The following is a 21,355-nucleotide window of genomic DNA, read 5'->3' on the forward strand; positions in this document are numbered from 1 at the left end:
GACGTCACGAGCACTTCATGATCACCGAGGCCGTCCCCGCCGCTGTGTGCGCATTGAATGGCGCCGTCCCTCGACCCGCGATGCCAGGAGCCGATCCATGCCCACCACCCGTCGTTCCCTCCTCACCACCGGTGCCGCCGGCGTCGGCCTCGCCGCCACCGGGGCGATCCCGTCCCTGGCGCAGGCGACGCCGACGCGCCGACCGGACCCGAGCGGGCCGCGCGAGCCGTTCCCGGCACTGGTCGACGACCCTGACGGCATCCTCGCGCTCGCCGAGGGGTTCAGCTACTCGATCGTGACCCGCACCGGCGTGACGAGGCTCGACAAGGCCCAGGGCGTCACCCCGTCCGACCACGACGGCATGGCCGTCGTGGCAGCGCGACGCGGCCGCTACACCCTGATCCAGAACCACGAGATCGACCCCGGCGCGCAGTTCGGCGTCCCGCATGTCCGAGGCACGGTCTACGACCCGGGCGCCGTCGACGCCGGCGGCTGCACGGTCATCACGACCGACCGCGAGGGTCGCAACCACGGGGAGTTCGTGGCCCTGTCGGGCACCGCCTCGAACTGCGCCGGTGGCCCGACCCCGTGGGGCACCTGGCTGAGCTGCGAGGAGACCGAGGACCGTGCCGGTGCCCCGTGGGAGGAGGGCGACCGGACGGGCGTCTTCCAGAAGGACCACGGGTACGTCTTCGAGGTCTGGGCCGACGGGAGTGCCGACCCGCGCCCCGTCCGGTGCCTCGGCCGGTACGCGCACGAGGCTCTCGCCATCGACCACGACCGCACCCACGTCTACCTGTCGGAGGACGCCAGCGGACCCAACGGGCTCTTCTACCGGTGGACCGCGCCCCGGGGGCTGCGGCTGGGCCCGCGCGTCCTCACCCGCCTGGCCGCGGACGCCGGGACGCTCGAGGCCATGCAGATCATCATGGACGACGGCTCGGTCCTCCCCGACGTCGCGTACCTGACCTCCGCCCAGCTCGGTCGTCCCTTCCCCGTCCGCTGGGTGAAGGTCCCGGACCGTGACGCCAGGACGACCTCGGTGCGCGAGCAGTTCGACGACTCCGAGGTGACCCGTGGCCGCAAGTTCGAGGGCGTGTGGGGCACCGACGCAGGCGTGTACGTCGTCAACTCGTACGCCTGGAAGGACGGCGACCTGCCCTCCGACGCCGTGCCCCACGACGGCATGGTCTGGTTCTACGACTACCGCGCCCGGACCATCCAGCTCGTCACCTACTTCCCGCACCAGCCGACGACCGAGGACGGCTCGCCGGCCCGGTTCGACGGCATCAGCTTCGACGGACCCGACAACGTCACCGTCACGCCGTGGGGCAGCCTCGTCATGGCCGAGGACGGCGAGGGCGCCTCGCACGTCCTCGGTGCCTTCCCCGGCGGACCCACCTATGCCATCGCCCGCAACCAGCTCAACGACTCGGAGTTCTGCGGGCCGGTCTTCAGCGACGACGGGCGGGTCCTGTTCGTCAACATGCAGGATCCCGGCCTCACCCTCGCCATCACCGGTCCCTGGGAGCGGTACCTCGGCGGGGAGCCGGCCGGGAGCCGCTGACTGGTGCGGTGAGGGCGACACCGTCGAGCGGGTGCTCTGGCTGCCGGCCTCCTCGTCACCCCGGCGACTGGTCCGTGGTCGCCGTCATCGTGTCCATTCGGTCGTGTCAGCGGCTGTATGGCCCGAGCGCTCGGTGCACGGCATCCACGACGGCTGCGCGATGTTCGGCGAGCCGTGCGGCACCGTGCGGGTCGGAGTCGACCGCCGAGTGCAACGCCGGGGTGGCGGTCAGCCAGCCTCGAGCCAGCGCGAGGAGCATGGCCAGGAGGTCGACCGCAGCGATGTCGTCCCGGACCTTGCCCTCGGCCTGTGCGCTACGGATGGCGGCCAGCTTGCGGGCGAAGGACTCTCGCTCCGGCGCGGTGGGCTCGACGTGCTCGACGCTGCGCCACATCGTCAGCCGGAGCGCCTCCGGATCGGCAACGAGCTGGTCGAAGTAGCCCCCGACGTACGCCGGGAGGTCGTCCGCGGTGAAAGGCACCTCATCGAGCAGCCGACCGATCGTCGTGTCGATGACGGCGTCGAACAGGCCCTGCTTCGAGCCGAAGTAGACGTAGATCATCCGCTTGTTCGTCTCGGCCTGCTCGGCGATGCGGTCGACCCGGGCCCCGGCCAGGCCGCGTTCCGCGAACTCAGCTCTCGCCGAAGCCAGAAGCCGTGCTCGCGTGGCCGCGGCATCGCGTCGGCCCGATCGGGGTCGCCCGGTCGAGTCGCTGGTCATGACAGGACCTTAGTTGTCGTGGCCGGGCGACGAATGGAGGCCGTCGTGATATAACCATCTGGTTAGTTATCTATGCAGGAGACCTGATGCCCTCCACCTGGTTGATCACCGGCACGTCCAGCGGACTCGGACTCGAGCTCACCCGGCAGCTGCTGGCCCGCGGCGACCGTGTCATCGCCCTCCAGCGTCGTCCGGAGCGCCTGGATCGGCTGCTGCTCGACCACCCGGATGCGCTGTGGGTCCACGATGTCGACGTCACGGACGGCCTCCGCGTCCGCTCGGCCGTCGACGGGGCGTGGCGTGACCGAGGCCGGGTCGACGTGGTCGTCGCCAATGCCGGCTTCGGTCTCTTCGGTGCCCTGGAGGAGCTCGACGACGACGACATCCGCCGGCAGGTCGAGACCAACGTCATGGGGTCGCTGGCACTCATTCGGGCGGCCGTCCCCCATCTGCGCGAGCAGGGGGGCGGCAAGATCGTGCAGATCTCGAGCATGGCGGGCCAGATGGCCGCCCCCGGAATGTCGCTGTACCACTTGACGAAGTGGGCCAACGAGGGCTTGGTGGAGGCCCTGCGCGAGGAGCTGGCGCCGTTCGGCATCGAAACCTGCATCGTGGAGCCCGGTTCGGCGCGAACGGAGTTCGGCGGATCGTCGATGACCGTCGCGAGGTCGCTACCCGCCTACGACGACACCCCTGCCGCGGCCGTCCGAGGCCGCCGCGAGCGTAGTCGGGAGTCGATCCCCGGGGACGCCGGCCGGATGGCCGGAGCAGTCATCGACGCCACCGGGCACTCTCCGATGCCTCGCCGGCTTCTGCTGGGCTCGGACGCGTACGCGCTGGTCACGGCATCGGTCCGCGCTCGCCTGGCGGAGGCCGAGGCGCAGGAGGCCATCGCGCGCTCGACCGACGCGGACGACTACGACCCCACCGCACCACACTGACCGACCCGTCGGACAGAACGGCAAGGCGTCCGAGGAGGACCTCGTCGACTTCTGGGGGGTCCGGGTGGACGTACGGCAACAGGCCGGCCCGGAGACCCAGGTCGCGGGCCGCCGCGGAGGCGTTCCGACGGCGCGCCGGACGCGCGCGAGGCCTCGTACCGTGGCTCCATGAGTACGAGAGCGAGCATCCGGGACCTCACCGAGCTCGTCGAGGTCCCGGCAGGTCGGTTCACGATGGGCTCGGCGGACTTCTACCCGGACGAGGGGCCGGTGCGCGACGTCGACGTCTCGGGCTTCCGCATGGAACGCCACCCGGTGACGAACGCCCGGTTCGCCGTCTTCGTCGCCGAGACCGGGTACGTCACGGTGGCCGAGCAGGAGCTCGACCCCGCGGACTTCCCCGGGGCGGACCCCGAGCTGCTCGTCCCCGGCGGCCTCGTCTTCACCCCGACCCCCGGTCCGGTACCGCTGTCGGACTGGAGCCGCTGGTGGCGGTGGCAGCCCGGTGCGTCCTGGCGGCACCCCGGTGGTCCGGGCACCGACCTCGAGGGCCGTGACGAGCACCCGGTCGTCCTCGTCTCCTACGAGGACGCGCTGGCGTACGCCGCGTGGGCCGGGCGGGACCTGCCCACCGAGGTGGAGGCCGAGTACGCGGCACGCGGCGGGGGACCGGCGACGACCTACGCGTGGGGCGAGCAGCCGGACCCGGGTGGCCGGATCATGGCCAACACCTGGCAGGGCCGGTTCCCGTACCGCAACACCGGGGCGAAGGGATGGGCCGGCACCTCACCGGTGGGTGCCTTCCCCGCCAACGGGTACGGCCTCGTCGACACCATCGGGAACGTCTGGGAGTGGACCCGCACGCTCTACCTCGTCGGCGCCGACCGGGACGCCGCCGATGCGCTCGCGGCCGCGGGAGACGACGGCGCGAGGCCGGCGCCGGACCCCGGGGCCTCCTCGTGCTGCGCCCCGCAGCGCGCCGAGGCGCTCCCGGCGGCAGACCTCGCGGCGTCCAGCCGCGCCCCCGGAGAGACCCGTCCGCGCCGGGTCCTCAAGGGTGGCTCACACCTGTGCGCCCCCGAGTACTGCCTGCGCTACCGGCCCCCTGCACGCTCGCCGCAGTCCGAGGACTCCGCGACCACGCACATCGGCTTCCGCTGCGTCGTCCGCGGCTGACCACGGAGGTCAGCGGCCGCTGCCCTCCGCGGCCTGTCCGGGAACCCGCGCGTCGGTCGACGTCGTGAGCGGCGGAGCGCCCACCCCGCAGTGCCGCACGTGGTGGGTGGGCTCCTCTCGGGGCTCCGGCTCGAGCACGTCGTCGCGGATGGAGACCGCCGCCACGACGGCCCCGACGAGCAGGGCGCCGACGGCGACCCACATGGCCGTCGTGAAACCGGCGTCGAACGCGTCCGGGTCGTCGTACACCCGGCCGGTGAGGCCGGCCAACGCCGGGACCGCCGCGACGGCCACCAGGCCACCCGTACGGGCGACGGCGTTGTTGACGCCCGAGGCCAGCCCGGCGTGCTCGTCCGGTGCGGCACCGAGGGCCGTGGCGGTGAGCGGGGCGACCAGCACGGAGAGGCCGAGCCCGAACACGAGGACGGCGGGCAGGACGTCGCCGACGTAGCCGGCGTCCCGCCCGACCCGCAGCATGAGGACCAGGCCGGCCGCGCAGACGACCGGCCCGAGGGCCATCTGCAGCGGCGGCCCGATGCGTGCGGCGACCTCGCCGGACCACGCGGACAGCAGCAGCATCAGGCCGGTGACGGGCAGCAGGGCGACGCCGGCGGCGACGGGTCCGTAGCCCAAGACGACCTGGAGCTGGATGACCAGGAGGAAGAACACGACCCCGAACGCGCCGTAGACGATGAACGTGACGACGTTGGCCGCGCTGAACTGGGCCGACGAGAACACCGACAAGGGCAGCATGGGGTGGGCCGAGCGCCGCTCGACGACGACGAAGGCGGCGGCCGCCACCGCACCCAGGACCCCCGCGGCCACCACCGGGAGGGTCCACCCCTCGTCGCCCGCCGAGATGAGCGCATAGCTGGTTCCGGCGAGAGCCACCGCTCCGACGACCGCGCCGAGCCAGTCCACCCCGCCCGTGGCCGTCGGGTCCCGGGTGTCGGGCACGTGCCGGGTGGCGACCACCACGAGCACGACCGCGAGCGGGGCGTTGACGAGGAAGACCCACCGCCAGGAGACGGCGTCGACCAGCCATCCACCGAGGAACGGGCCGACCGCGGTCGCGACGCCGCTCAGCCCGGACCACGCCCCGATGGCCCGCGCCCGGTCCGCCGGGGTGACCGAGGCCTGGATGACCGCGAGGCTCGCGGGAGTCAGCAGGGCGCCGCCGACGCCCTGGAGTGCGCGCGCCAGGACGAGGACCTCCTCGGTGGGTGCCAGCCCGCACAGCAGCGAGGCAGCCGCGAACCACACCACGCCCACGACGAAGACCCGTCGCCGTCCGTAGCGGTCGCCAAGGACCCCGCCGACGAGGATGAAGGCCGCGAGTGTGAGGGCGTACGCGGTGACGACCCACTGGAGCGCCGTGAAGGACGCGTCGAAGGACTCGCCGATCGCCGGCAGGGCGACGTTGACGACCGTCGCGTCGATCCCGCTGAGGCCCGACCCGAGGACCGCCGCGAACAGCAGCCATCGTCCCTGAGCGCTCGACAGCGGCACACGCGCCGGAGCCTGGCCCATCCCGACCTCCTGACCGCGGTGGTCGACCGTGGCCGGGGACGCGCCGCTGCGCCGACGCTAGCGCCTTCGAGGCCGCTCAGCGTGCGCGGTGGCGCAGCAGGTAGGTGGTCCCGGCGGCGACGGCCGCGCCGGTCCCGACCGCACCGGCGCGGAGCAGCTGCGTCCGGCGGTCCTGCCGGCTCGTCGCGGCGACGACGTCGCGCGCGACCGTCAGTGGGTGGGCGTCCTCCGGCACCTGCACCAGCCGGACCCGGACGTGCGCGCCCTCCTCCCGGAGCTCGGCCGCCAGGGCCTCGTGGAACCCGCGCACCGCCGCGAACGCTCCCGACGCGGCCACGCTGCCGGAGACGCCGTGCGACGGGATCCGCGGGGCGAGGTGCACGACGACCCCGCGGTCGTGGTCGCGCATCCGCTCGATGTTGGCCATCGTCGCGTGCACCTGGCCGAGGTAGCACGTGTCCGTGACCCGTCGGAGCTCGCCGGGCTCGAGGTCGTCCAGAGCCACGGGTGGCGGAGCCACGGCCCCGTTGACCCAGACCTCCACCTCACCGAGCTCGTCCTCGATGCGGTCGAGTGTGGTCTCGACGTCGTCGGGGTTCCCGGCGTCGAGGACGTGCCCGAAGGCGGAGCCGCCGAGGCCACGGATCTCGGCCGTGACCCGCTCGGCGGCCTCCGGTCTCGGCGACAGTGCCGCGACGCGGTCCCCGCGTCGGGCGAACTCGTGGGCCGCCGCTCGGGCGACCTCCGTGCAGACGCCGGTGACGGCGACGACGCGTGACATCCCTGCTCCCTGCTGTACCGGGCCGGGACCCTGCGTGCCCGGCCCGCTGCCATCGTAGGAACGGGCGGCACCGTGAGTCGAGGGTGCTGGCCATCCTTGCCATGACGGGCGACCTAGAGTAAGGACGCCCGGAGCGACCGGGACCGCCCGGCCGCCGGACGGCAGACGGAACGGAGCGACATGGACGTCGACCTCGGGATGCTCGTGGTCCGGCTGGCCCTCGGGCCCATGCTCGTCGTCCACGGCGCCAACAAGGTGTGGGGTGGCGGCGGGCTGGTCGGCACGGCCGGCTGGTTCGAGTCGCTGGGCCTGCGTCCGGGGTGGCTTCACGCACGGGTCGCCGCCGGCACCGAGCTGGTGGCCGGCACGCTCGTCACCCTCGGCCTGCTCACCGCTCCGGCCGCTGCGGCCTTCGTCGGCCTGATGACGGTGGCGGCGCTCACCGACCACGCGGGCAAGGGGTTCTTCGTCTTCAAGGGCGGATGGGAGTACGTCGTCGTCGTCGCGACCGTCGCCGTCGGCCTCGCGGTCGTCGGCCCGGGCGGATGGTCCCTCGACGCCGCGCTCGGTCTGCCGTTCTCCGGGGTGTGGTGGGGTGCGGTCGCCGCTGTCGGTGGGGTGCTGGCCGGGCTCGGCCTCCTCGCGGTCTTCCGCCGGCCGTCCCCCGGCACCGCCTGATGGGGGTCCGCACCGTCGCCGTCGACTGGACGGGTGAGGACCTGCTGGCCGCCAAGGGCGGGACCCGGGTCAGCGTCGTCGTCCCTGCCCGGGACGAGGAGGCGACGGTCGCCGACGTCGTCTCGGGTGTCCGGAGGGCCTGGGTCGAGGACGTCCCGCTCGTCGACGAGCTCGTCGTCGTCGACTCCGACTCCACGGACCGTACGGCCGAGGTCGCGCGCAGCGCCGGGGCCACCGTGCACGCCGCGGCCGAGGTGCTGCCCGGCCTCGGCCCCGCCCGCGGGAAGGGCGAGGCGCTGTGGAAGTCGCTGCACGTGACCACCGGTGACGTCCTCGTCTTCCTCGACGCCGATCTCCTCGAGTGGGGCCCGCACTTCGTGAGCGGCCTCCTCGGGCCTCTGCTCCTCGACGCCGAGGTCGTGCTCGTCAAGGCGTTCTACGACCGCCCGCTGCTCGACGAGGCGGGCCGCGAGGCCGAGGCCGGCGGGCGGGTCACCGAGCTCGTCGCCCGGCCGCTCGTCGCCATGCACCACCCGGACCTCGCCGGTCTCGTCCAGCCGCTCGCAGGGGAGTGGGCCGTGCGCCGGTCGGCGTTCGAGCGGTTCTCCGTGCCGGTCGGCTACGGCGTCGAGGTCGCGGCCCTCGTCGACACCGCGGCGGCCCACGGACCGGAGGCCATCGCCCAGGTCGACCTCGGCCGGCGGGCTCACCGGCACCATCGGCACGACACCCTCGGGCCGATGGCGGTCCAGGTCATCGCCGCGGTCGAGGCCAGGCAGGGCCGGGCCGTCCCGGCGCGGGACCGGGTCGTGCTCACCCAGTACGACCGCACGCCGGCGGGTTTCGTCCCGTGCGACCGGGACGTCGACCTCACCGAGCGGCCGCCGGCGGTCTCGGTGCCCGGCTACGCGGGTGGTCGGCGATGACGTCCGGAGCGCCGCTGCGGCTCGGCCGTACCGAGTACCCGGCGACGGCCCGGCTCGTCATGGCCATCGTCAACCGCACCCCGGACTCGTTCTACGACAAGGGGCTCACCTGGGCCGCGGACGCCGCGCTCGACCGGGTGCGACAGGTGGTCGACGAAGGGGCGGACCTCGTCGACATCGGGGGGATCAAGGCCGCCCCCGGCGCCGAGGTCGACGCTGCCGAGGAGCGGCGCCGGGTCGTCGGCTTCGTCGAGCGGGTCCGGGCGGAGTACCCCGACCTCGTCGTCAGCGTCGACACCTGGCGCGCCGAGGTCGCCCGCGCCGTGCTGGAGGTCGGCGCCGACGTCATCAACGACGCCTGGGGAGGCGCCGACCCGGACTTGCCGGCCGTGGCGGCCGAGTTCGGGGCGTCACTGGTCTGCACCCACACCGGCGGGGTGACGCCACGGACCCGCCCGCACCGCATCGAGTACGACGACGTCGTCGCCGACGCCCGTGCCTCGTTGCTCGCCCAGGCCGAGCGCGCCGTCGCCGCGGGCGTCGAGCCGTCCCGGGTGGTCGTCGACCCCGCCCACGACTTCGGCAAGAACACCTGGCACAGCCTCGAGGTCACCCGTCGCCTCGAGGAGCTCACGACGCTCGGATGGCCGGTCCTCGTCTCGCTGTCGAACAAGGACTTCGTCGGCGAGGCGCTCGACCGGCCTGTGGGAGAACGGCTCACGGGCACCCTCGCTGCGACCGCCCTGTGCGCGTGGAAGGGAGCCCAGGTCTACCGGGTGCACGAGGTCCGCGAGACCCGGGAGGTCCTCGACCTCGTGTCCGTCGTCGCCGGGGACCTGCCGCCCGCCCGGACCGTCCGGGGGCTCGCGTGAGCACGCGGGTCGCCGTCGTGCCGAGCGCCCCGCTGCTCCTGCCCGAGTACACCGGCCGGGAGGACGTCGGGGCCGGCCTGCGGGCGCGGGCCGCCGAGGCGGTGGGGTGGGCCGGCGACGGCGGCGACGTCGTCCTCGTCGTCGCCACGGACCGTGAGCAGCGCGGCACCCGTCCACCGCTGGGCCAGCGGGTGGGCACCCACTTCGCCGGGACGGCCGGGGTCGGCGTGGCCGCGGTTGTCGTCGTCGGATGGGACGCCTCCCCCGCGGAGTGCGCGGCCCTCGGCGAGCACCTGGCCGGCTCGGCGCCGGGGCAGCCGCTCGTCGTCGTCGCCGACGGCAGCGCCCGGCGCGGCGAGAAGGCGCCCGGGCACCTCGACGAGCGGGCCTTCGCCGTGGACGGGTCGGTGGTGGCCGCGCTGCGCTCGGGTGACCTCGACCCGGTCCGCCGGCTGGACCCCGCGCTGTGCGCCGACCTCCTCCTGCACGGCCGGGCGCCGCTCCAGGTCCTCGCCGCCCGCTCGCCCGGGCCCGTCGTACCCGTCGCGCTGGAGGCCGACGACCCCTGGGGGGTGCTGCACGTCGTCGCTCGGCTCCAGCTGCCCGAGGACTGAGGACGGCCCGGCCGCGCGCACCCGGCACGGGACCGCTCGAGGTGGTTGCGTTCGGGTCCGGGACCCCGGACAGGGGGTGCGGGCGGGTCGGGTCGGGCCGGCCCTGCGTCAGCGGACGGTGACGGTGAGGCTCCCGAGGACGTCCGACCGAGAGTCGCCGACGAGGACCTGGACGCGGTACGTCCCCGACCGCGACCACGTGTGCGTGCCGGTGAGGGTGGCCGTGCCGTCCTCGGCGACCGACACGGTCGCGTCCTCGGTGTCGGAGCCGTCGCCCCACTCGACCCGGGCGGTGTAGCCGTCGCCCGGGACGCCGCCGGAGACCGCGCCGAGGGTGACCTCGGCGGCCTTCCCGCGGGCCGCCCTCGCGGCGGCGGCCGGGTCGAACGCCACCGGGGCGCCGTCGTCCGCGACCGCGAAGACGTGCACGCGACCGGCGGTCTGCGGGTCGCCGGTCTGCTCCGGCATGGTGACCGATGCGACCTGCTTGCCCTCCGGGATGTCGAGCGGGGCAGTCGCGAACAGCTTGAGCCGGCAGCTGTCCGTGCCGGTCCCGTTGAGCCGGTAGCCCATCTCGACCGCGAGGACGTTGTCGAACGTCACGCCGCCGCACCAGTCGCCGTAGCGCACCGGGTACTCGACGCTCGAGCCGTCGGTGAAGGTGACCGTCGCCGTCGTGTCCTGGTCCTTCTGGGTGGCGGTGCCGATGAGGGACATCTGCGTCGCCCCCGGTGCGAGCGTCACGTCGAGCGTCTGGCCCGCGCCCGTGGCGCTGTCCGGCTCACCCGCGGGGACCGCCGGGAGCGACCAGCGCAGGCCGGTCCCGGGGACCTCGACGAGCTTGCCCGGGACGACGCCCTCGTCGGCCAGGGCCTGCCGGGCGACGCCGGAGCGTCCGCCGTCGCACGGGACCGTCGTCCCGACGTCCCCGATGCACCGGAGGTCGAAGCCCTCCGCGTAGGAGGGGACGACCGCCTGGTGCACCGTCGCGGAGGCGAGCCCCGACGCGCTCTCGCGGCCCTGCGTCACGGTGACGGTGGGCCGGTAGGGCCCCGGGCCCTCCCACGTGTGCGTGCCGGACACGGACGACGTCCCGAGGTCGCCGGGCTCGACCGTGCCCTCGGAGGTCGTGCCGTCGCCCCACGCGATCGTCGCCGTGGCCTCGGAGTCGCCACGACCCCGTCCGCCCGCGAAGGTCGCGAGCACGCCCGACCACTCCTGGCCCTCGGAGACCTCGACCGGGTCGGTCGCGGTGACCGTGAGCGGGCCGACGGACGCCCTGGAGCCGTCCGTGAGCAGCTCGACCTCGGACAGGGTGACCGCGCCGGTCGCGGCCGTGACGACGAGCCGGTAGCTCGTGTACGTCCCGGGCCGGGCGACCCGGAACGGCCGGGTCTGGACCCGCCACGCGAAGGACTCGTGGCTCCGGCGGTCCAGGGTGCGCCAGGTCTTCCCGCCGTTCTTCGAGCCCTCGAGCCGCCAGGCCGTCGGGTCGCCGTCCTGCGGGCCGGAGGTCAGGGTGTACCAGGTGGCGCGCTGGCCGTTGCCGGACAGCTCGTAGGTCACCCGCGGCCGATCGGTCGAGAACGTCGCGGACGTCCTCGACGTGTTGTCGAACAGCGCGGTGGCCGCACTGCCGTCGGCGAGGTCGCTCGCCGACGCGCTGCCGCGGCCGGAGCCGGTCGCGTCGCGCAGCGGGTTGGGCGGCTCGCTCCCCGTCGTCAGCGACGGGGGTGCGTCCTCGGCCCGCGTGCCGAACGAGGACGGCTTCGGGCCCATCGAGAAGTCGACGCGGGTCCGTCCCCGCAGCTCGGACTGGTCGATCGAGAGGCTCCGGTGCTTCGTGCCGTCGATGCGCAGACCCTGGACGTAGATGTTCTCCTCGGAGTTGCGGGGTGCGTTGACCACGAGGTCGCCCTGCGTGCGGTGCACGGTCGTGCGCTCGAACTTCGGCGAGCCCACGGCCCACTCGGACGAGCCGACCTGGAGCGGATAGATGCCGAGCGCGGACAGGACGTACCAGGCCGACATCTCGCCGTTGTCCTCGTCACCGGGGTAGCCCTGGCCGATCTCGGCGCCGGTGTAGAGGCGGCGCATGATCTCGCGGACCTTCTCCGCGGTCTTCCACGGCTGCCCGGTCCAGTCGTACATGTACGGGATGTGGTGCGAGACCTGGTTGCTCTGCCCGAGCATCCCCATCCGCACGTCGCGGGCCTCGCGCATCTCGTGGATGACGCCGCCGTAGCCGCCGGGCTTGGTCGCCGTCTCGGGGGTGGCGAAGAACTCGTCGAGCTTGTCGGCGAGACCGTCCCGGCCGCCGTAGAGGTTCGCGAGGCCGACGCCGTCGTGCGGTGCGTGGAAGGCGAAGTTCCAGCCGTTGGTCTCGGTGAAGTCGTGGCCCCAGGACTCGGGGTCGAACTCCTCCGCGGGGAAGCGGCCGTCCGCCTGTCGGCCGCGGAAGAAGTCGACCTCGGGGTCGAAGCTGTTGACGTAGTGCGTCGCGCGCTCGAGGAAGTACGCGGACTCCTCGCGCAGCCTGGCCCGACGGGCGCGGGGCGTCGCCGGGTCCTTCGCGAGCCTGTCCGCCATCGTGCCGATGCCGAAGTCGTTGATGAAGCCCTCGAGGCCCCACGACACCGACTCACCGGTCTTCGTGCTCGTGTAGCCGATGAACGTCGAGGTGTCGATGCCCTTGCGGCCCACGGCGCTCGAGGTCGGCAGCACGGTCGCGTTCTTCACGGCCGCGTCGTACGCGCCGAGCGGGTCGGGCAGCGGCACACCCTTGACGTAGGCGTCGGCGAAGGCGACGTCCGAGCTCGTCCCGGTCATGAGGTCGGCGTAGCCCGGCGAGGACCAGCGGGCGACCCAGCCGCCGTCGCGGTACTGCTGGACGAAGCCGTCCGCGATCTCGGCGGCGACCTCCGGGTAGAGGAGGCTGTAGGCCGGCCAGACGGTGCGGTAGGTGTCCCAGAAGCCGTTGTTGACGTACACCTTGCCCTCGACGACCTTCGCGTTCGTCGTGGTCTCGGTGGCCTCGCCGGACGTCGGGGAGACCGGGCTCGCGTACTCGAAGACCGGGTCGGCGGCAGTGCCGGTGTTCTCGAACTGGCTGTTCGGGTAGAGGTTCAGCCGGTACAGGTTCGAGTACAGCGTCGTGCGGTCGCTGTCGTTCGCGCCCTCGACCTCGACGACACCGAGCCGCTCGTTCCACGCGGTGTTCGCCGCGTGGCGCACGGCGTCGAAGTCGCGGTCGGTGAGCTCGAGACCGAGGTTGCGCTCGGCCTGGTCGAGCGAGATGAACGACGTCGCGAGCCGCAGCACGACCTGCGTGTCCTCGCTCGTGTCGAACGTCGCGTACCGGGTGCCGGTGTGGCCGTCCGGGGCGACCCCGGAGACGGTCGGCGCGTGGTCGAAGGTGCCGTGCACGAACATCCGGCTGCGTCCGGCGGAGAGCCCGCTGCCGTTGTCGACCCAGCCGGTGACCGTGCCGTCGTCGTGGACCGTGAAGGCGCCGGAGTCGTCCACGGTGTCGAGGACGAGGTGCCCGGTGTCGGCGTCGTCCGGGAAGGTGAACCGGAAGACGCCGCCGTGGTCGGCCGGGGTGTGCTCGGCGACGATGCCGCCCGCGAGGACCGCGCGGTAGTAGTCGGGGCGGGCCACCTCGGTCGCGTGGTCGAACGCGAGGCCGCGGGCGTCGGCGTTGCCGGTGGGGGTCCCCGACGCGGTCGACGGCATGACCGAGAGCTGGTTGCGGTCACCCATCCACGGGCTCGGCTCGTGCGAGACCGCGAGCCCCTCCAGCACGGGGAGGTTCGCGTCGTTGTTCGCGGACTGCCACGAGTACTCCCACGACTGCGAGGTCGCGTTCGTCACGGGGGTGAGGAAGGTGAAGCCGTTGGGCAGCGCGCTGATCGGCAGGTTGTTGCCCCGGGAGAAGCTGCTCGAGGAGTTGGTGCCGCGCCGGACGTCGACGAAGCCCGTCAGGTCGGAGGCGTCGACCGCGGTGGGCGAGCCCTCGATGCCGAGGTCGTCGAGCCAGCCGCCGAACCGGGTGTCGGTCGAGGCCTCCGGGTTGTCGTAGCCGACGAGCACACGGTCGACCGTCCTCCCGGCGGCCACCGCACCGAGCTCGACGGTCACGGCGTTCCACTGGTTCGCGTAGAGGATCTTGCCGGCGCCCTGGCCGGACGGGCTCGCCGAGGTGCCGTGCACGTCCTCGGCACCGAGGTCGGAGAGATAGGTGCCGTCGGTGAAGCGCAGGTCGACAGCGCTGTACGTCGACGGGTAGGTGAGGTCGCCGCTCACCATGTCCGGGAAGATCCGGTAGGTGAGCCGGCTGTCCGGGCCGACCGGGACGTCCACGTCGAACAGCCGGTTCCAGGCGTAGCCGCGGCCCTCGGCGGTGTGCCCGCCGGAGAAGCGCATCGCCTTCAGGCCCGTCCAGCCGACGAGGGGCTTGATGTTGAAGCCGGAGATCGGGCCGGACCCGACCTTCGTGACCATCGGCGAGGCCGCGCCGTCGCCGGTCGAGCCGTCCGAGATGTCCCAGTCGGCGAGCTGGACGATGCCGCCCGAGTGGTTCGCCGTGACGTCGAGCCGATAGTGGAGGAACTCCTGCGACGGCTCGACCTCGAACTCGAGGGTCGCGTAGCGGTCCGGGAAGTCCAGCCCGGTCCGGCGGTCGAGGTCGGTCCACTCCTCGCCGTCGGTGGAGCCCTGGAGGGTGACGTCCTTCGGGTCGCGCTGCGGGGCGTCGTTGGCCGACGTCATCGACCAGCGGACGACGGCCGCGGGCCGGGCCAGCTCGTAGCGCACCCAGCCCGTGGGCTCGAACGCCAGCCACTTCGTGTCCGGGTTGGCGTCGGCGAGCGAGGCCGCGACCTCACCGGGGGCGTTCTCGGCGCTCGCGGTGACGTCGACGACCTGGCCGAGGAGGCTGCCGTCGCTCGCGGCCGTGCCACTGACGTTCTGCTGGCGGGGCCCGTCGTCGCCGACCTCGGCGGTCGACACCTCGGGCTGCGGCTGGCCGTCCTCGAACGACGTGAAGAAGTCGCCGGGTGCCGGATCGGCCGCTGCGACCACGCCCGCACCTCCCGTGAACGTCGTGGCCACGGCGACCGCCACGGCCGTCGTCGCCACCCGGATCCTCGTCAGTGCACCCATGGGTCCTCCGTGCTCGTCGTCGAGCGTGCCGCCGGCCTGTCCTGCGCGGCGACACGCGGCCGGACGGCCGCCGATGGGGGCGTCGCTGCACACCGGTGCGGCGAGCCTGGGGGTGCCCTCCGAGACCTGTCAAACGCGCGCCCAGGACTGTCCGGTGAGGACAGTCCGCCGGACATCAGATCCTCCGCGAGGGCGTCCGGACCCCGTTCCGTTGCCGGTCGCGTCGGTCTTCTGCTGTCATGGCGCGATGACATCGTGGCCGGACCACCGGACACCGGCGCGACCGACCATGGCGGAGGTGGCGGCCGAGGCGCACGTGTCGGTCAAGACCGTCTCCCGGGTCGTCAACCACCAGGCCGGGGTGCGTCCGGACACCGCCGAGCGGGTCCGCGCGGTCATCCAGCGCATCGGGTTCCGCCGGGGCGGAGGGGTGGCCATCCGCGAGGGACGCACGTTCACGATTGGGCTCGTCCTCGAGGACCTCGGCAACCCGTTCTACTCGCAGGTCTCCGCGGGGGTCGAGCGCGAGGCACGGATGCGGCAGTACCTCCTCGTCACGGCCTCGGCGGAGAACTCGCCGAACCGGGAGCGGGCGGTGCTCCAGGCCCTCGTCGCGCGCCGGGTCGACGGCGTGGTCGTCGTCCCGGCGGGGGAGACCCCGGAGGCCGACCCCGCCATCGAGTCGGCGGGGGTGCCGATCGTCCACCTGGACCGTCCCGTCCGGGGCTCCCGGCGCGACACCGTGCTGAGCGACAACCTCGGCGGGATGCGCAGCGCCGTGGAGCACCTCGTGGCCCACGGACACCGGCGGATCGGCTTCCTCGGCGACGACCCGGAGTTCTGGACCGCCCGGCAGCGGCGGGAGTCCTTCCTCGCGACGCACACCTCGATCGGGCTGCCGGAGCCGGCGCCCGTCGTCATGGGGCCGCACTCGGCCGAGACCGTGGGACGCTCGCTGCAGCGGTGGGCCGCGGACGCCGAGCCGGTCACGGCGGTCATCACCGGGAACAACCGCGTGACCGTCCTGGCTCTCGACGCCATGCGCCGGGCCGAGCGTCGGCCGGCACTCGTGGCCTACGACGACTTCGAGCTCGCGGCCGTCGTCGACCCGCCGGTCACCGCGGTCCACCAGGACCCGGTGGCGATGGGGGAGAAGGCGGCGCAGGTCCTCTTCGCGCGGCTGCTCGGCGACGAGTCGCCGCCCCGGACGATCGTCCTGCCCACCCGGCTCGTCGTGCGCGGGTCGGGCCGTCGGCACTGAGCCGCTCGCGGGGACGGCGGCGCCCGTCAGCCGGCCGGAGTGGTCGCCTGCCGGTCGTCGTGGCCCTCGGTCCCCGCCGCGCGCTCGCGGAGGCGGTCCCGCACCTCGTCCGGTGTGTACGCCCGCCGCTGCCGCTCGTCCCGTGCAACGAGAACCCCGGTGGCGACGACCCCCGCCACCCCGGCGACGCCGAGCAGCTTGACCCACCGGTTGCGCTCCACGCGCCAACCCTAGACCCGGGTCTGCGGGCAGACTGGCGCCATGACGCGCTCCGGACGGACCACGGTCCCCTTCGATGACGCCGTCGCGGCGACCCGGACGGGTGACCTCTGGATCTTCCGCGGCGGTACTGTCGCCGACCGGCTCATCCAGACCGCCAGCAACGCGCCGGTCAACCATGTGGGCATGGCCCTCGTCGTCGACGACCTGCCGCCCCTGATGTTCCACGCCGAGCTCGGCCGCTCCCTCCTGGACGTGTGGACCGGCGACCACCACCGGGGCGTCCAGCTGCACGACCTCGCCGAGGCGGTGACGACCTGGCAGCAGCGGTACGGCCAGCGGGCGTGGCTGCGCCAGCTCCGACCCGACGCGGGGCCGGCCGAGGAGGACGCCGCGCTGCGGGCGGTCGCCCGGCTCGACGGCGTGTCCTTCCCCTCGACGGTGCGGCTCGGCTGGCGCTGGCTGCGCGGCCGTGACGCCCATCTGACGCGTCGCGCCTCGGAGCGCAAGGGGCTGCGTCCGGAGGACGCCTACTGCGCCGAGGTCGTCGCCGCCACGCTCGAGGAGATGGGCGTGCTGCGCCCGGACGTGCCGACGAGCTGGTACGACCCGGGGCGTTTCTGGTCCGGGGACTCGCTGCCCCTCGCGCACGGGTGGTCCTACGGGCGCGAGGTCGAGGTCGGCGCCCCGGCGGAGTGAGCCGCGAGGCGCGACGTCCGGGCGGGTGCGGACCGCCGTCACGAAAGCCCCGTTGCGCCGTCCGCCCGAATAGCGTGGGCCGGCGGACGGTGCCACAGTGATGCCATCCACCCCCATCGATCGAGGAGAGACGATGCGACGATCTCGCATGGTGGCCCTGACCGGCGTCGCGGCCCTTGCCATGGCGACCGCCGGCGCGGCGACGACGGCACAGGCCCGGGAGTCCGGTGTCAGCTCGGAGAGCTCTGCGCGGACGAGCTACGCGGTGCTGGCGGAGAAGGGCGCCGACGTCGGCGAGCTGGCCTCCCGCCTCGAGAAGTCCGGCGCGAAGGTCGTGTCGGTCAACGAGGCGATCGGGATGGTCACCGTCTCGTCCGAGAAGTCCGGCTTCCTCGCCTCCGCGCGCTCCGTCGAGGGCGTCGACGTCGCAGCCCGTGAGGGCGTCGTCGGCCATGCGCCCCGCGACGCCGAGCCCGACCGCACCGTCGTGGAGCGGCTGCGCGGCCGGGGCCCGGCCTCCGGTCACGGCGAGAAGGGCCGCAAGGGGACGAAGGCCGAGAGCGACCCGCTCGACTCCTACCTGTGGGGCATGGACATGATCGGCGCGCCCGCGGCGCACAAGGTCGAGCGCGGCAACAAGAAGGTCCTCGTCGGGGTCATGGACACCGGTGTCGACGCCAGCCACCCCGACATCGCGCCGAACTTCGACCGGAAGCGCTCACGCAACTTCACGACCGACATGGAGGACGTCGACGGGCCGTGCGAGGAGGCCGACTGTGTCGACCCCGCCGACGTCGACCAGAACGGCCACGGCACGCACGTCGCCGGCACGATCGCCGGTGCGCTCAACGGCATCGGCGTCTCCGGTGTCGCGCCGGACGTGGGCATCGTCAACGTCCGCGCCGGCCAGGACAGCGGTTACTTCTTCCTCACGCCGACCGTCGACGCGCTCACCTACTCCGGTGACGTCGGCATCGACGTTGTCAACATGTCGTTCTACGTCGACCCGTGGGCGTACAACTGCATCGGCGGGGCCCCCGAGGACTCCCCGGAGGAGGCCGCGGAGCAGGCGGTCATCATCGAGGCGATGAACCGGGCGCTCGAGTACGCGCACGCCAAGGGCGTCACCCTCGTCGCCGCGCTCGGCAACGGGCACGACGACCTCGCGAACCCGCGTAACGACACCTCCAGCCCCGACTACCCGGGTGGTACGGAGCACGAGCGCACGATCGACGGGCAGACCTGCTTCGACCTGCCGACCGAGGGCCCGCACGTCATCGGCGTCTCGGCCGTCGGCCCGACGAAGCGCAAGTCGTACTTCTCGAACTACACGACCGACCTGAAGTCCGGCGAGATCGAGGTCTCGGCGCCCGGCGGCGACTACCGCGACAACTACGGCACCGACGAGTACGCCACCCCCGGCAACCTCATCCTCTCCGCGGCGCCGCTCGGCGTCCTGCAAGAGGCCGGCGACGTCGACGAGAACGGCGACATCACCGAGCAGGGCGAGGGCTGGGTCATGAAGGACTGCCGGACGGTCCGCACCCGTTGGCACCGCGAGGGCCGTGAGGAGTGCGGGTACTACCAGTACCTGCAGGGCACCTCGATGGCCGCGCCGCACGCGGCCGGCGTCGCGGCACTCGTCGTCTCGGCCCACGGCAGGTCCCAGGGCCGGAGCGGCTTCGGGCTCGCGCCGGACCGGACCGCGAGCTACCTCATGCGGACCGCGACCGACACCCCCTGTCCCGAGACCAACCCCTACGTCTACCCTGACCGCACCGACGAGTACACGGCGGAGTGCGTCGGGAACAAGAGGTTCAACGGTTTCTACGGGGACGGCATCGTCAACGCCCTGAGAGCCGTGCGCTGACCGTCCGTCGGGGCCGAGGGCCCACGGCTCCGTACGGACCACAGGAGGCCGCCCGCTCGACGACGCGCGGGCGGCCTTCGCACATCCGGGCCGGGCCGCGTCGCCGGTGCCGTCCCGACGGGTTCGTTGGTAGCTGGTCCTCCGGCTGACGAGGGCGATGCGGGGCCGGCCACACGGCTGTTCTCCCATCCGCACAGGCTGTCGTCATCCACACCGGCAGCATCCTGTGCGGATGACGACCCGGTGTGCGTCCGTTCCCGCGGTGTCCCGGGCGTGTGGCGCGAGCTCAGAGGTCGCCCGCGACGACGTAGCCGAGCGCGGCTGCGGTGAGGCCGAGGACGAGGGAGAGCCCGACGGTGCGGACGGCGTCGAGCGGACGCTCGTCCTCCATCGCGTCCCAGATCTCGAGGGCGAGCGACGAGAACGTCGTGAACGCCCCGCAGAAGCCCGTGCCGACGAGCGCCAGCCATCCGGGCTCCGCCCCGCCACCCACGAGCGCGCCGAGCACCAGCGACCCCGCGACGTTGACGACGAGCGTGCCGGTGGGCGCTCCGTTCCCCAGCCGGCGCCTGGCCCAGTGCCCGACGAGCATGCGGGCGGGAGCGCCGACGGCGGCCCCGGCGGCGACGAGCAGGGCGTGCGCGGCGGTCACGGGCCGGGCCAGACGCGTCGGCCGAGCCACATCCCGAGGGCGACGGCGAGCACCCCGACGAGGAACGTCCCCGCGACGTAGGCGATCCCGAGCTGCACGTGGTCGGAGTCGCCGAGCTGCACGGCGTCGACCGCCAGGGTGGAGAAGGTCGTCCATCCCCCGAGGACACCGACGCCGACGACGGGCCGGGCCAGCCGGTGCACCCCCGGGCGGTCCACGAGGAACGAGACGAGCAGGCCCATGGCGAAAGCCCCCGTGACGTTGACGAGGAACGTCGCCCACGGGAACGTGCCGACGCCGTGCGGCAGGGCCAGGCCGACCGCCCAGCGGCCGAGCGACCCGACCGCGCCACCGGCTGCGACCCCGCCCAGCAGGGCGAGGTCGCGGTGCGGGACGGGCAGGGCCGTCACGCGCGCAGCGTCGAGAGGTGGTCGGCGATCCGGCCGATGGCCTCGGTCAGGGTGTCGACGTCGGGCAGCGTGACGAGCCGGAAGTGGTCGGGCTCGAACCAGTTGAACCCGGTGCCGTGGGTCACGAGGATCTTCTTCGAGCGCAGGAGGTCGATGACGAACTCCTCGTCGGACTCGATGGGGTAGACGTCGGGGTCGAGGCGCGGGAAGCAGTACAGCGCACCTTGGGGCTCGACGCACGAGACGCCCGGGATGTCGTTGAGCAGCTGCCACGCGAGCTTGCTCTGCTCGCGGAAGCGACCACCCGGTCCGATGAGCTCGTTCACCGACTGGTAGCCGCCGAGAGCGGTCTGGATGGCGTGCTGCGCGGGCACGTTGGCGCACATCCGCATGTTCGCCAGGAGCGTCAGCCCCTCGAGGAAGTCCTCGGCGAGGTGCTTGGGCCCGCTCACCATGACCCAGCCGGCGCGGTACCCGCAGACCCGGTAGGCCTTGGACAGTCCGCTGAAGGTGAGGCAGAGGACGTCGTCGCCCGCGAAGGTCGCGGTGTGGTGGTGGACGGCGTCGTCGAAGAGGATCTTCTCGTAGATCTCGTCGGCCATGAGGACGAGGTCGTGGCGGCGCGCGATGTCCACGAGGCCGCGGACGGTGGCCTCCGAGTACACGGCGCCGGTGGGGTTGTTCGGGTTGATGACGACGAGCGCCTGGGTGTTCGGCGTGATCTTGGCCTCGATGTCGGCGAGGTCGGGGTCCCACCCGTTCGACTCGTCGCAGCGGTAGTGCACGGGCGTGCCGCCGGAGAGCGAGACGGCGCCGGTCCACAGCGGGTAGTCGGGTGCCGGGACGAGGATCTCGTTGCCGTCGTCGACGAAGGCCTGGAGCACCATCGTGATGAGCTCGGAGACGCCGTTGCCGATGTAGACGTCCTCGACGACGACGTCCTTGAGCCCGCGGGCCTGGTAGTACTGCGCCACCGCGGTGCGCGCCGAGTAGATGCCGCGGGAGTCGGCGTAGCCCTGGCTGTCGGGGAGGTTGTGGACCATGTCGGCGACGATGGCCTCGGGGGCCTCGAACCCGAACGGGGCCGTGTTGCCGATGTTGAGCTTGAGGATCTTGTGCCCCTCGGCCTCGAGGCGCTGCGCCTCGACGAGGATGGGTCCGCGCACGTCGTAGCGGACGTGCTGCAGCTTCTGGCTCTGGACGATCCGGCGCATGGCGGCCAGTCTTCCAGCCGCGGCCCCCTCCCTTCCTCGACATTTCGGGGTGACCCCGAAA

At 73.2% G+C, this 21,355-nt stretch carries 18 protein-coding genes; 10 read left to right on the forward strand and 8 right to left on the reverse strand.

Annotated features, from left to right (window positions below):
- Positions 1-97 precede the first annotated feature (97 nt).
- On the forward strand, positions 98-1,567 hold the full coding sequence (locus JQN72_RS01810; protein WP_204133455.1) for an alkaline phosphatase PhoX: 1,470 nt from the start codon (positions 98-100) through the stop codon (positions 1,565-1,567).
- Positions 1,568-1,673: 106 nt separating this feature from the next.
- Here the strand turns inward: JQN72_RS01810 and JQN72_RS01815 are convergent, their stop codons facing one another.
- The gene (locus tag JQN72_RS01815; RefSeq protein WP_204133456.1) at positions 1,674-2,288 is read right to left on the reverse strand and encodes a TetR family transcriptional regulator; all 615 of its coding nucleotides are present in this window, start codon (positions 2,286-2,288) and stop codon (positions 1,674-1,676) included.
- An 86-nt stretch (positions 2,289-2,374) separates the two neighbouring features.
- Between JQN72_RS01815 and JQN72_RS01820 the strand changes: the two genes are divergently transcribed.
- Positions 2,375-3,229 carry an SDR family oxidoreductase gene (locus tag JQN72_RS01820; protein ID WP_204133457.1) on the forward strand — a complete coding sequence of 285 codons (855 nt, stop codon included), beginning with the start codon at positions 2,375-2,377 and terminating at the stop codon, positions 3,227-3,229.
- Positions 3,230-3,397: 168 nt separating this feature from the next.
- Positions 3,398-4,405, forward strand: coding sequence for a formylglycine-generating enzyme family protein (locus JQN72_RS01825; RefSeq protein WP_204133458.1), 1,008 nt, complete (start codon positions 3,398-3,400; stop codon positions 4,403-4,405).
- Positions 4,406-4,414: 9 nt separating this feature from the next.
- On the opposite strand, the gene JQN72_RS01830 is transcribed toward JQN72_RS01825, so the two are convergent.
- Together JQN72_RS01830 and JQN72_RS01835 are read right to left on the reverse strand one after the other, a co-directional pair.
- Positions 4,415-5,935 carry an MFS transporter gene (locus JQN72_RS01830; RefSeq protein ID WP_204133459.1) on the reverse strand — a complete coding sequence of 507 codons (1,521 nt, stop codon included), beginning with the start codon at positions 5,933-5,935 and terminating at the stop codon, positions 4,415-4,417.
- A 76-nt stretch (positions 5,936-6,011) separates the two neighbouring features.
- Complete coding sequence (locus tag JQN72_RS01835) at positions 6,012-6,716, reverse strand: SDR family NAD(P)-dependent oxidoreductase (protein ID WP_204133460.1); 705 nt, start codon at positions 6,714-6,716, stop codon at positions 6,012-6,014.
- Between the two features lie 180 nt (positions 6,717-6,896).
- Between JQN72_RS01835 and JQN72_RS01840 the strand changes: the two genes are divergently transcribed.
- The 4 genes from JQN72_RS01840 to JQN72_RS01855 are packed head-to-tail and all read left to right on the forward strand — an operon-like array spanning position 6,897 to position 9,806.
- Positions 6,897-7,394 (forward strand): DoxX family protein, encoded by a 498-nt coding sequence (locus JQN72_RS01840; RefSeq protein WP_204133461.1) that lies wholly within the window; start codon positions 6,897-6,899, stop codon positions 7,392-7,394.
- Positions 7,394-8,320: a glucosyl-3-phosphoglycerate synthase gene (locus JQN72_RS01845; RefSeq protein WP_204133462.1), complete on the forward strand. Its 927-nt coding sequence runs from the start codon at positions 7,394-7,396 to the stop codon at positions 8,318-8,320. The genes JQN72_RS01840 and JQN72_RS01845 overlap by 1 nt, the downstream gene beginning before the upstream one ends.
- Positions 8,317-9,192 carry a dihydropteroate synthase gene (gene folP, locus JQN72_RS01850; RefSeq protein WP_204133463.1) on the forward strand — a complete coding sequence of 292 codons (876 nt, stop codon included), beginning with the start codon at positions 8,317-8,319 and terminating at the stop codon, positions 9,190-9,192. The genes JQN72_RS01845 and folP overlap by 4 nt, the downstream gene beginning before the upstream one ends.
- Positions 9,189-9,806 carry a hypothetical protein gene (locus JQN72_RS01855; protein ID WP_204133464.1) on the forward strand — a complete coding sequence of 206 codons (618 nt, stop codon included), beginning with the start codon at positions 9,189-9,191 and terminating at the stop codon, positions 9,804-9,806. Before folP ends, JQN72_RS01855 begins: the two co-directional genes overlap by 4 nt.
- 108 nt (positions 9,807-9,914) lie before the next feature.
- Here the strand turns inward: JQN72_RS01855 and JQN72_RS01860 are convergent, their stop codons facing one another.
- Entirely contained in the window at positions 9,915-14,945 is a 5,031-nt protein-coding gene (locus JQN72_RS01860; protein WP_307812369.1) for a GH92 family glycosyl hydrolase, read from the reverse strand.
- 313 nt (positions 14,946-15,258) lie between these two features.
- Between JQN72_RS01860 and JQN72_RS01865 the strand changes: the two genes are divergently transcribed.
- Positions 15,259-16,230 carry a LacI family DNA-binding transcriptional regulator gene (locus JQN72_RS01865; RefSeq protein WP_204133645.1) on the forward strand — a complete coding sequence of 324 codons (972 nt, stop codon included), beginning with the start codon at positions 15,259-15,261 and terminating at the stop codon, positions 16,228-16,230.
- A gap of 26 nt (positions 16,231-16,256) precedes the next feature.
- Here the strand turns inward: JQN72_RS01865 and JQN72_RS01870 are convergent, their stop codons facing one another.
- Positions 16,257-16,451: a hypothetical protein gene (locus JQN72_RS01870; RefSeq protein WP_204133466.1), complete on the reverse strand. Its 195-nt coding sequence runs from the start codon at positions 16,449-16,451 to the stop codon at positions 16,257-16,259.
- Positions 16,452-16,491: 40 nt separating this feature from the next.
- Here JQN72_RS01870 and JQN72_RS01875 point away from each other — a divergent pair, with 40 nt between their 5' ends.
- Together JQN72_RS01875 and JQN72_RS01880 are read left to right on the forward strand one after the other, a co-directional pair.
- The gene (locus tag JQN72_RS01875) at positions 16,492-17,148 is read left to right on the forward strand and encodes a hypothetical protein (RefSeq protein WP_204133467.1); all 657 of its coding nucleotides are present in this window, start codon (positions 16,492-16,494) and stop codon (positions 17,146-17,148) included.
- Between the two features lie 133 nt (positions 17,149-17,281).
- Positions 17,282-19,018: a S8 family serine peptidase gene (locus tag JQN72_RS01880; RefSeq protein WP_204133468.1), complete on the forward strand. Its 1,737-nt coding sequence runs from the start codon at positions 17,282-17,284 to the stop codon at positions 19,016-19,018.
- A 286-nt stretch (positions 19,019-19,304) separates the two neighbouring features.
- On the opposite strand, the gene JQN72_RS01885 is transcribed toward JQN72_RS01880, so the two are convergent.
- From JQN72_RS01885 to JQN72_RS01895, 3 genes are read right to left on the reverse strand one after another with little or no spacing between them, the layout of a single operon-like run.
- Positions 19,305-19,670, reverse strand: coding sequence for a CrcB family protein (locus tag JQN72_RS01885; protein ID WP_204133469.1), 366 nt, complete (start codon positions 19,668-19,670; stop codon positions 19,305-19,307).
- On the reverse strand, positions 19,667-20,080 hold the full coding sequence (locus tag JQN72_RS01890; protein WP_204133470.1) for a CrcB family protein: 414 nt from the start codon (positions 20,078-20,080) through the stop codon (positions 19,667-19,669). The genes JQN72_RS01885 and JQN72_RS01890 overlap by 4 nt, the downstream gene beginning before the upstream one ends.
- On the reverse strand, positions 20,077-21,294 hold the full coding sequence (locus JQN72_RS01895; protein WP_204133471.1) for a pyridoxal phosphate-dependent aminotransferase: 1,218 nt from the start codon (positions 21,292-21,294) through the stop codon (positions 20,077-20,079). The genes JQN72_RS01890 and JQN72_RS01895 overlap by 4 nt, the downstream gene beginning before the upstream one ends.
- Between the last annotated feature and the right edge of the window lie 61 nt (positions 21,295-21,355).

Origin of the sequence: Phycicoccus sp. CSK15P-2 (assembly GCF_016888005.1) — a bacterium.
Lineage (GTDB): Bacteria > Actinomycetota > Actinomycetes > Actinomycetales > Dermatophilaceae > Phycicoccus.

Excerpts from the sequence above, each read along its gene's own strand:
- JQN72_RS01810 (WP_204133455.1), top strand. The coding sequence starts at position 98 with ATGCCCACCACCCGTCGTTCCCTCCTCACCACCGGTGCCGCCGGCGTC.
- JQN72_RS01815 (WP_204133456.1), bottom strand. The coding sequence starts at position 2,288 with ATGACCAGCGACTCGACCGGGCGACCCCGATCGGGCCGACGCGATGCC.
- JQN72_RS01820 (WP_204133457.1), top strand. The coding sequence starts at position 2,375 with ATGCCCTCCACCTGGTTGATCACCGGCACGTCCAGCGGACTCGGACTC.
- JQN72_RS01825 (WP_204133458.1), top strand. The coding sequence starts at position 3,398 with ATGAGTACGAGAGCGAGCATCCGGGACCTCACCGAGCTCGTCGAGGTC.
- JQN72_RS01830 (WP_204133459.1), bottom strand. The coding sequence starts at position 5,935 with ATGGGCCAGGCTCCGGCGCGTGTGCCGCTGTCGAGCGCTCAGGGACGA.
- JQN72_RS01835 (WP_204133460.1), bottom strand. The coding sequence starts at position 6,716 with ATGTCACGCGTCGTCGCCGTCACCGGCGTCTGCACGGAGGTCGCCCGA.
- JQN72_RS01840 (WP_204133461.1), top strand. The coding sequence starts at position 6,897 with ATGGACGTCGACCTCGGGATGCTCGTGGTCCGGCTGGCCCTCGGGCCC.
- JQN72_RS01845 (WP_204133462.1), top strand. The coding sequence starts at position 7,394 with ATGGGGGTCCGCACCGTCGCCGTCGACTGGACGGGTGAGGACCTGCTG.
- folP (WP_204133463.1), top strand. The coding sequence starts at position 8,317 with ATGACGTCCGGAGCGCCGCTGCGGCTCGGCCGTACCGAGTACCCGGCG.
- JQN72_RS01865 (WP_204133645.1), top strand. The coding sequence starts at position 15,259 with ATGGCGGAGGTGGCGGCCGAGGCGCACGTGTCGGTCAAGACCGTCTCC.
- JQN72_RS01875 (WP_204133467.1), top strand. The coding sequence starts at position 16,492 with ATGACGCGCTCCGGACGGACCACGGTCCCCTTCGATGACGCCGTCGCG.
- JQN72_RS01880 (WP_204133468.1), top strand. The coding sequence starts at position 17,282 with ATGCGACGATCTCGCATGGTGGCCCTGACCGGCGTCGCGGCCCTTGCC.
- JQN72_RS01895 (WP_204133471.1), bottom strand. The coding sequence starts at position 21,294 with ATGCGCCGGATCGTCCAGAGCCAGAAGCTGCAGCACGTCCGCTACGAC.